This window comes from Streptomyces sp., from assembly GCF_035563135.1.
Taxonomy (GTDB): Bacteria; Actinomycetota; Actinomycetes; order Streptomycetales; family Streptomycetaceae; genus Streptomyces.
Map to the genome: position 1 here is coordinate 1 of NZ_DATMVN010000659.1, position 9,649 is coordinate 9,649.

Below are 9,649 nucleotides of genomic sequence, written 5' to 3' on the forward strand. Positions count from 1 at the left end.
GTTCTCGTAGCCGCGGTTGATCAGGTCGATGCCGTGCACCCGGGACGTCCCCTGGGCCGCCAGGGCGGCGATCAGGTAGGAGAGCCCGCCGCGCAGGTCGGGGATGACCAGATCCGCGCCCTGGAGCCTGGTGGGTCCGGACACGACCGCCGAGTGCAGGAAGTTCCGCTGCCCGAACCGGCAGTCGGAGCCCCCGAGGCACTCGCGGTAGAGCTGGATGTGCGCCCCCATCTGGTTGAGCGCCGAGGTGAAGCCGAGCCGGGACTCGTAGACCGTCTCGTGGACGATCGACAGCCCGGCGGCCTGCGTCAGGGCCACCACGAGCGGCTGCTGCCAGTCGGTCTGGAAACCGGGGTGCACGTCCGTCTCCAGGGCGATGGCGTTCAGCGCGCCGCCCGGGTGCCAGAAGCGGATGCCCTCGTCGTCGATCTCGAAGGCACCTCCGACGCGGCGGAAGGTGTTGAGGAAGGTCATCATCGAGCGCTGCTGGGCACCGCGTACGTAGATGTTGCCCTCGGTCGCCAGCGCCGCGGACGCCCAGGAGGCGGCCTCCAGCCGGTCCGGGATCGCCCGGTGGGTGTACCCGTCGAGCCTGTCGACACCGGTGATCCGGATGGTCCGGTCGGTGTCCATGGAGATGATCGCGCCCATCTTCTGCAGTACGCAGATGAGGTCCTCGATCTCCGGTTCGACGGCCGCGTTGGACAGCTCGGTGACGCCCTCGGCGAGCACGGCGGTCAGCAGCACCTGCTCGGTGGAGCCCACCGACGGGTACGGCAGCCGGATCTTCGTGCCGCGCAGCCGCTGCGGGGCCTCCAGGTACTGGCCGTCCGCACGCTTCTCGATGGTCGCGCCGAACTGGCGGAGCACCTCGAAGTGGAAGTCGATCGGCCGGCCGCCGATGTCGCAGCCGCCGAGACCCGGGATGAAGGCGTGGCCCAGGCGGTGCAGCAGCGGGCCGCAGAAGAGGATCGGGATGCGCGACGAGCCCGCGTGGGCGTCGATGTCGGCGACGTTCGCGCTCTCGACGTGGGACGGGTCGAGGATGAGTTCGCCCGGCTCGTCGCCGGGGCGGACGGTCACGCCGTGCAGCTGCAGCAGCCCCCGGACCACCCGCACATCGCGGATGTCGGGCACGTTGCGGAGCCGGCTGGGCCCGCTGCCGAGCAGCGCGGCGACCATCGCCTTCGGCACCAGGTTCTTGGCGCCTCGGACGCGGATCTCGCCCTCCAGCGGGGTGCCGCCGTGGACAAGCAGGACATCGTCTGTGCCGGTCATGTATCTCGCGTTCCGGAGTGGTCGGGCAGGGGGCCATCAAAAGGGTAATGGGCTCCGGCCCCCCTTCCGTAAGGCGACGGGGGGCAGGCGGACGTCATGGATCTGTCACAACACGCTCCGCTTCCCGGGCCTTGCGGAGGGTCACCGCCCGCAAGGCCCCTCCGGCCGCCCCGCGGCGGTGCGCCCCCCGTGCGCCTGCGCGGCGCCCGCACGCCCTGAGCTGCGGCCGGACGCCGGTCAGGACCGGGTGGGCCACTCGGCCCCCGCGGAGGGCGAAGATGCGGGATCATCTGTGCCATGACGGAGGTGTCCTCGCTCACAGGACGGCTGCTCGTGGCCGCACCCGCCCTGGCGGACCCGAATTTCGACCGTGCGGTGGTGCTGCTCCTCGACCACGACGAGGAGGGCTCGCTGGGCGTGGTCCTGAACCGCCCGACCCCGGTCGGCGTCGGGGACATCCTGGCGTCCTGGGCCGGCCTGACCGGAGAGCCGGACGTGGTCTTCCAGGGCGGCCCGGTCTCGCTCGACTCCGCGCTGGGCGTGGCGGTGATCCCCGGGGACGAAGGGCCCTCCCGGCCACGCGCGGACAGGGCAGGGCCTGCCCCGGGCTCCCGGCTCCGTGCGGACAGGGGGGAGCCCGTCGGCTGGCGGCGGGTGCACGGGGCGATCTGCCTGGTGGACCTGGATGCTCCGCCGGAGCTGCTTGCGGCGGAGCTCGGTTCGCTGCGGATCTTCGCCGGGTACGCGGGCTGGGGCCCCGGCCAGCTGGAGACGGAGCTGGCGGACGGCGCCTGGTACGTGGTCGAGTCGGAGCCCGGCGACGTCTCGTCGCCGCGCCCGGAGAACCTCTGGCGGGCGGTCCTGCGGCGGCAGCGCAGCGAACTGGCGATGATCGCGACGTATCCGGACGACCCTTCGCTGAACTGATGCACGGGACTTTCAGTACGCTTGGCAGTTATGAGCACTCTTGAGCCCGAGCGCGGGGCAGGTACGGGGACCCTCGTAGAGCCGACGCCGCAGGTGTCGAACGGCGACGGCGACCACGAGCGCTACGCCCATTACGTCCAGAAGGACAAGATCATGGCGAGCGCCCTGGAGGGCACTCCCGTGGTGGCACTGTGCGGGAAGGTCTGGGTTCCGGGGCGCGACCCCAAGAAGTACCCGGTCTGCCCCATGTGCAAGGAGATCTACGAGTCCATGGGCGCCGGCGGCGACAAGGACAAGGGCAAGGGCGGCAAGGACAGCGGCAAGAAGTAGCCCGCCCGGCCTTTTGTCCCTTCCCCCTCCTCGTTCCTTCACCCCCTTCTACGGACCCTGACCCCGGCCCCCGGGGTGCGCGCCGCGCACCCCGGGGGCCGTCCGCGTGTCCGGGCGCCCTCCACGGCCCGGCGGCCCGGTGAACGCCGGGAGTGCGGGGGTGTGCGTTGCACGGGCTGCACCACCTGGTCACAGAGTGGTTGAGACCACTTGTCGGCGTGCGGAGGCGCCCTTAGTCTCCTGCAAGTTGTGCAGAACGAAACATGCGTTGCAGGCAATGCAACGATCGACCGGTAGGGGTCCCGGATGAAGCTTTCTGCCCGAATTGCCGCTCCGGCCGCGGCCCTTGTGCTGGCGGGCCTCACCGCCACCGCCTGCGCGCCGCAGACCTCCGACACCAGCGCCGAGGGTGACGAGAAGACCGGCACGCTCCGTGTCTGGCTCTTCCAGGAGGTCGGCAACAAGCCTAAGGAGAAGGTCGTCGACGCCGCTGTCGCCGACTTCGAGAAGTCCCACGAGGGGGCCGAGGTCGAGGTCGAGTACATACCCGTCGACACCCGGGCCCAGCGCATCAAGGCCGCCTTCAACGACCCGGAGAGCGCCCCCGACGTCATCGAGTACGGCAACACCGACACCGCCGGATACGTGAAGGACGGCGGACTGGCCGATGTCAGCAAGGAGTTCGCGGCCTGGGACGAGGCCAAGGACACCGACCCCACCGCCAAGCAGTCCGTGACGGTGGGCGGCCAGGTCTACGGGGCGCCGCTCTTCGTCGGCGTACGGGCGCTCTACTACCGCACCGACGTCTTCGAGGAACTCGGCATCGAACCCCCGAAGTCCCAGGACGAGCTGATCTCCACCGCGAAGAAGATCCACCAGGAGAAGCCGGACCTGTACGGACTCGCGGTCGGCGGCGCGTACACCTACGGTGCGATGCCCTTCATCTGGGCGCACGGCGGTGAACTGGCCGACGAGACCGGTGTGGCCTACGAGTCGGCGATCAACAGCGAGAAGGCCCGCAAGGGCATCGAGGCCTACACCTCGCTCTTCGGCGACGACAACTGCCCGGCCGCCAAGTGCGCGGCCATGGGCGGCAACGCGACCGTCACCGCCTTCGCGTCCGGCAAGGCGGCCATGGCGATCGGCGGCGACTTCAGCCACGCCGCGGTTGAGGCGGGCGCCGTGAAGGGCAAGTACGCCGTCGTGCCGCTGCCGGGCGTGGAGAAGGGCTCCATCGCTCCCGCGTTCGCCGGCGGCAACAACATCGGCGTACTCAAGAGCACGTCGCACCGCACCCTCGCGGTCGACCTGATGAAGTCGCTGACCGGCAAGAAGACCCAGGCGAAGATGTTCGATGCCATGGGCTTCCTGCCGACCTACACGGACGTGCTGGACACCGCCGCCAAGAAGGAACCCTTCGTCGGCCCCTTCGTCGACACCCTCGACGCGGGCGCGAAATTCGTCCCGGCCTCCCCGGCCTGGGGGCAGATCGACGCCTCGCTGGTCCTGCCGACCATGTTCCAGGAGATCGTCAGCGGCCGTAAGGACGTGGCCGCCGCCTCGGACGACGCGGCGAAGAAGATGGACGCGGCGTTCGCCGAAGCGGGCTGACGATGACCGCGGACACCACCCTGCACAAGGCCCCCGCCGTGCCCGGCGCGAGCGGGGCGCCCGCCCGCCCGCCCCGGCGCCGCCCGGCATCACCCGCACGGCGCTCCGGCTGGACGCCATGGCTCTACCTGCTGCCCGCACTCGTCCTGCTCGGCGGCCTCCTCGTCTACCCGATCTACCAACTGGGCCTGATCTCCTTCCTGGAGTACACCCAGGCCCAGGTCAGCGGCGGTGAACCGACGACCTTCCAGGGCTTCGGCAACTACGCCACGCTCTTCGGCGACAGCCAGTTCTGGCAGGTACTCCTCGCGACCGTGCTCTTCGCCACGGCCTGCGTGCTCGCCACCCTGTTCGTCGGCTGCGCCCTGGCCGTCCTGCTGACCCGGATCCGCGCCCTGCCCCGGCTCGCACTCATGATGGCCGCGCTGGGAGCCTGGGCCACCCCGGCGATCACGGGTTCGACCGTGTGGGTCTTCCTCTTCGACCCGGACTTCGGCCCGGTCAACAAGGTGCTGGGCCTCGGCGACTTCTCCTGGACCTACGGCCGCTACAGCGCCTTCGCGCTGGTGCTCCTCGAAGTGCTCTGGTGCTCGTTCCCGTTCGTGATGGTGACCGTGTACGCGGGCATCCGCGCCATCCCGGCGGAGGTGCTGGAGGCGGCCTCGCTGGACGGCGCCTCGCAGTGGCGGATCTGGCGGTCGGTCATGGCACCGATGCTGCGGCCGATCCTGGTCGTCGTCACCATCCAGTCGATCATCTGGGACTTCAAGGTCTTCACCCAGATCTACGTCATGACCAACGGCGGCGGCATCGCCGGCCAGAACCTGGTGCTCAACGTGTACGCGTACCAGAAGGCGTTCGCGTCCTCGCAGTACAGCCTCGGATCGGCGATCGGCGTCGTGATGCTGGTGATCCTGCTGGCCGTGACGCTGGTCTATCTGCGCCTGGTGCGGCGCCAGGGGGAGGAACTGTGAGCACACGTGCGCTTCTGCGCGTCCGCCGGCCCGGAAGGCTGGCGGCGGAGGCGGCGGCCCTCGTCATCGCCGCCGCGGTCGCCTTCCCGCTGTACTGGATGGTGCTCTCCGCCTTCAAGCCGGCGGGCGAGATCCAGTCCACCGAGGCCCGCCCCTGGACCCTGGCCCCGTCCCTCGACTCGTTCCGCAGGGTCTTCGAACAGCAGGAATTCGGCCGTTACTTCCTCAACAGCCTGATCGTCGCCGGGACGGTCGTCATCGCTTCGGCGCTGATCGCCTTCCTCGCCGCGACGGCCGTGACCCGGTTCCGCTTCAAGTTCCGCACCACCCTGCTCATCATGTTCCTCGTGGCGCAGATGGTGCCGGTCGAGGCACTGACCATCCCGCTGTTCTTCCTGATGCGGGACTTCGGCCAGCTGAACACGCTGGGTTCGCTGATCCTGCCGCACCTCGCCTTCTCGCTGCCGTTCGCGATCTGGATGCTGCGCGGCTTCGTCAAGGCGGTCCCGGAGGCACTGGAGGAAGCCGCCTACATCGACGGGGCGAGCCGCACCCGCTTCCTGTGGCAGATCCTCTTCCCGCTCGTCTTCCCCGGTCTCGTGGCGACCAGCGTCTTCTCCTTCATCTCGACCTGGAACGACTTCCTGTTCGCGAAATCGTTCCTCATCAGCGACACCTCCCAGTCGACGCTCCCCATGGCGCTGCTGGTCTTCTTCAAACCCGACGAGAACGACTGGGGAGGGATCATGGCGGCCTCGACGGTGATGACCATTCCCGTGCTGGTCTTCTTCGTCCTCGTACAGCGCCGCCTGGTCTCCGGACTCGGCGGAGCGGTGAAGGACTGACATGGACAACCTGATTCCGGCGCCGGTACGCACCGGCGGCGACGGTGACGGCGCATTCCTCCTCGACGGGGCCACCACCCTCACGGCGGAGCCCGGCACCGAGCGGACGGAACGCTGGCTGCGCACCACGCTCGGAGCCGCCTTCGGGCTGCCGCTCGCCCCGGGGGCCGCGGGTGGCGACAACACCGTCGAGCTGCGCGTCGATCCTTCGCTGGAGCCCGAGGGCTACCGGCTGGACGTGGAGCCCGTGCGGGGCGTACGCATCACCGGCGGCAGCTCCGCCGGGGTCTTCTGGGGGGCGCAGACCCTCCGTCAGCTCCTCGGTCCCGAGGCGTTCCGCCGGGCACCGGTGAACCCCGGCGCCGAAAGGCGCGTCCCGCGCACGGAGATCGAGGACGGTCCGCGCTTCGCCTGGCGCGGTCTGATGCTCGACGTGGCACGGCACTTCACGCCGAAGGACGGCGTGCTGCGCATGCTCGACCTGCTGGCCGCCCACAAACTGAACGTCTTCCACTTCCACCTCACCGACGACCAGGGCTGGCGCGTCGAGATCAAGCGCCACCCCCGCCTCACGGAGACCGGAGCCTGGCGCGCACGCACCAAATACGGCCACCGCGCCTCCGAACTGTGGGACGAGACACCGCACGGCGGCTTCTACACGCAGGACGACATCCGCGAAATCGTCGCGTACGCCGCCGAGCGGCATATCCGCGTCGTCCCCGAGATCGACATCCCGGGCCACTCGCAGGCAGCCATCAGCGCGTATCCGGAGCTGGGCAACACCGATGTCATCGACACCTCCGCGCTTTCCGTGTGGGACACCTGGGGGGTCAATCCGAACGTACTCGCCCCCACTGACAACACCCTGCGCTTCTTCGAAGGGGTCTTCGAGGAACTGCTCGACCTGTTCCCCGCCGACACGTCGCCCTTCATCCACATCGGCGGCGACGAATGCCCCAAGGACCAGTGGAAGCAGTCCCCGTCGGCACAGGCCCGCATCACCGGACTCGGCCTGACGGACGAGGACGGGCTCCAGTCCTGGTTCGTCCGCCATTTCGACCGCTGGCTCTCCGACCGGGGCCGCCGCCTCATCGGCTGGGACGAGATCCTGGAGGGAGGCCTCGCCGAGGGAGCCGCCGTGTCGTCGTGGCGGGGTTACGCGGGCGGGATCGCCGCGGCCGAGGCCGGACACGACGTCGTGATGTGCCCCGAACAGCAGGTCTACCTGGACCACCGTCAGGACGGCGGCCCCGACGAACCGATGCCCATCGGCTTCGTCCGCACCCTGGAGGACGTCTACCGCTTCGAACCCGTGCCCCCCGGCCTCTCCGAGGAGGCGGCCGGCCACATCATGGGCACCCAGGCCAATGTCTGGACCGAGGTCATGCAGAACCGGGACCGCGTCGACTACCAGGTCTTCCCGAGACTCGCCGCCTTCGCCGAGGTCGCCTGGTCCCGGCTCCCGGCCCCCGGCGAACGGGACTTCGCCGATTTCGAACGCAGGATGAACGCCCATTACGCCCGGCTCGACGCCCTGGGTGTCGCCTACCGGCCGCCCGCGGGCCCCCTGCCGTGGCAACGCCGGCCCGGCGTCCTCGGTCGCCCGATCGAGGGACCGCCCCCGGCCGTGTGACGGCCGCCCCCTCACCGGCCAGGGAAACCGAATAAGTCGTACGGAACCATGGAAGAGCGGCAATTCGTACGCTGGGCGGAAGGATCCCCAAAGAGGGGCATTTCCCCTGGCCGGGTACGGAAACACCCTTGGTGGACCCTCGCGTCGGACAGCCCGGAAGATGTGCCAGAGTTGCCACGTCCCGGCCGTGAGCACGTACCGTACGGCGGACAGGCGGGACTGCCGGGACACCGGGAAGGGGCAGCTGGGTTGACCACGCACGTACCGCAGGCGATGCAGTCGGTGACGCTGCCGGCCTCGCTCGACGAGGCCGTGGCGGCTCTCGGCGCCATGCCCGCCGCCGTTCCGGTGGCGGGCGGCACGGACCTCATGTCGGCCGTCAACAAGGGCCTGCTGCGGCCCGCGGGGCTGGTCGGCCTCAGCCGGATCAGCGAGCTGCGCGGCTGGCACTACCAGGACGGCCACGCCCTGCTCGGAGCCGGTCTCACGCACGCGCGCATGGGACGGCCCGACTTCGCCGCCCTCATCCCCGCGCTGGCCGCCTCGGCCCGCGCCGCGGGCCCGCCCCAGATCCGTAACGCCGGGACGCTCGGCGGCAACATCGCCACCGCGGCCCCGACCGGTGACGCCCTGCCGGTCCTGGCCGCCCTGGAGGCCGATCTGGTCATCGCGGGCGCCGGGGGCTCCCGCCGGGAGATCCCCGTCTCGCACCTGCTGGCGGGCCGCGAGATGCTCGAACCCGCCGAGCTGATCGGCTTCGTCCGCGTACCGCTGCTGCACGCCCCCCAGGTCTTCCTCAAGGCGACCGGCCGCACGGGCCCCGGCCGCGCCACCGCCTCCGTGGCGATCGTCCTGGACCCGGCGCGGCGCGGGGTGCGCTGCGCGGTCGGCGCGATCGCCCCGATGCCCCTGCGGCCCCTGGAGGCGGAACGCTGGATCGCCTCCCTGATCGACTGGGACGGCGAACGCGGCCTGGCCCCCGACGCGCTGGCCGCCTTCGGCGAGTACGTCGCGGCCGCCTGCATCCCGGACCAGGCTCCACCGGACGACGGGGGAGAGGCACCTGTGCTGTCGCCCGCCGTCCTGCACCTGCGGCGCACGGTCGCCGCGCTCGCCCGACGCGCACTGGGGAGGGCACTGTCGTGAGCAATGAAGAGAACCCCGAGCAGCAGCACGGGCAGCCCGACCCGTACGCCGGCTGGCAGCCGACCCCGCAGGGCGGTGAGTACGACGCCGAGGCGACCGCCTTCGTCCACCTGCCCCCGGAGGACCTCGCCGACCTCGGAGGCGACCCGCTGGCGGCCCCGGGCCACAGCTACGTGCCGCCGATGATTCTGCCGCTGACCCCGGCCGCCGGTCTGGACCCCGCGGTCACGGGCAGCTGGGTGGTGCAGACGCAGAGCCAGCAGGAGCGCGCGGCCGGCCACGCCGCGAGCCCGGAAGCCGCACCGGAGGCGGTGCACTGGCCCGACCCGAACCAGCAGCAGGATCCGTACCGGCAGCAGGATCCGTACCAGCACCCGTACCCGGACACGTCGCAGTACGCACAGACGTCGTCCACGACGGCGCAGTGGCACTTCCCCGAGGCCGTCCCCGCCGAGCCCGAACCGGCACCTGAGCCCGAACCGGCACCTGAGCCCGCCGGGCACACCGGCCAGTGGACGATCCCGGTGGCGAACGGCGACCTCCCGGACGAGTCCGGCGAGTTCGCGGCGTCGGCGATGGCGTCCCAGTGGTACGCGGAGACACCCCCGGCCACGCTGCCGGGCGGGGCGCCCGCGCCCTGGGCGACGCAGGAGCCGACGGCCGAGCCCGAGGCTTTTCCGGAGGAGGCCCCTGCCGAGGAGGCCCTTCCCGGATTCCCGGAGCCCGTGGAGGCCGCGGAGGCCGCGCAGGCCGCGGAGGAGGCGGAAGGGGCCCCGGCGGCCGCCGGGACGGTCGTGGAGGCCGTCAGCGAGCCCGAGGAGCCTGCGGAGGCCCCTGCGGCCGGAGCCCCGGGCACTGAGACCCCGGGCGCCGAAGCTCCGGCGCCCGAGGCCCCGGCAGCCGAA

At 70.9% G+C, this 9,649-nt stretch carries 8 protein-coding genes and 1 pseudogene; 8 read left to right on the plus strand and 1 reads right to left on the minus strand.

Annotated elements, in window-relative coordinates:
- The coding region (murA, locus tag VN520_RS29435) for a UDP-N-acetylglucosamine 1-carboxyvinyltransferase (RefSeq protein WP_325749993.1) at positions 1–1,278 on the minus strand (1,278 nt) is incomplete at its 3' end.
- 297 nt (positions 1,279–1,575) lie between these two features.
- On the opposite strand from murA, the gene VN520_RS29440 reads away from it, so the two are divergent.
- From VN520_RS29440 to VN520_RS29475, 8 genes and pseudogenes are all read left to right on the plus strand, one after another.
- A complete protein-coding gene (locus VN520_RS29440) occupies positions 1,576–2,205 on the plus strand; it encodes a YqgE/AlgH family protein (RefSeq protein WP_325749994.1) in 630 nt (209 codons plus the stop codon).
- Between the two features lie 30 nt (positions 2,206–2,235).
- Entirely contained in the window at positions 2,236–2,535 is a 300-nt protein-coding gene (locus tag VN520_RS29445) for a DUF3039 domain-containing protein (RefSeq protein ID WP_014155978.1), read from the plus strand.
- A 306-nt stretch (positions 2,536–2,841) separates the two neighbouring features.
- Entirely contained in the window at positions 2,842–4,146 is a 1,305-nt protein-coding gene (locus VN520_RS29450; protein WP_325749995.1) for an extracellular solute-binding protein, read from the plus strand.
- Positions 4,147–4,148: 2 nt separating this feature from the next.
- Positions 4,149–5,120, plus strand: a complete 972-nt coding sequence (locus VN520_RS29455) for a sugar ABC transporter permease (RefSeq protein ID WP_325749996.1) — start codon at positions 4,149–4,151, stop codon at positions 5,118–5,120.
- Positions 5,117–5,965, plus strand: a complete 849-nt coding sequence (locus tag VN520_RS29460; RefSeq protein ID WP_325749997.1) for a carbohydrate ABC transporter permease — start codon at positions 5,117–5,119, stop codon at positions 5,963–5,965. The genes VN520_RS29455 and VN520_RS29460 overlap by 4 nt, the downstream gene beginning before the upstream one ends.
- A 1-nt stretch (position 5,966) precedes the next feature.
- Positions 5,967–7,598, plus strand: a complete 1,632-nt coding sequence (locus tag VN520_RS29465; RefSeq protein WP_325749998.1) for a beta-N-acetylhexosaminidase — start codon at positions 5,967–5,969, stop codon at positions 7,596–7,598.
- Positions 7,599–7,847: 249 nt separating this feature from the next.
- Positions 7,848–8,744 carry an FAD binding domain-containing protein gene (locus tag VN520_RS29470; protein WP_325749999.1) on the plus strand — a complete coding sequence of 299 codons (897 nt, stop codon included), beginning with the start codon at positions 7,848–7,850 and terminating at the stop codon, positions 8,742–8,744.
- A pseudogene (locus tag VN520_RS29475) lies at positions 8,741–9,649 on the plus strand ((2Fe-2S)-binding protein); the annotation flags it as partial. The gene VN520_RS29470 and the pseudogene VN520_RS29475, both read left to right, overlap by 4 nt.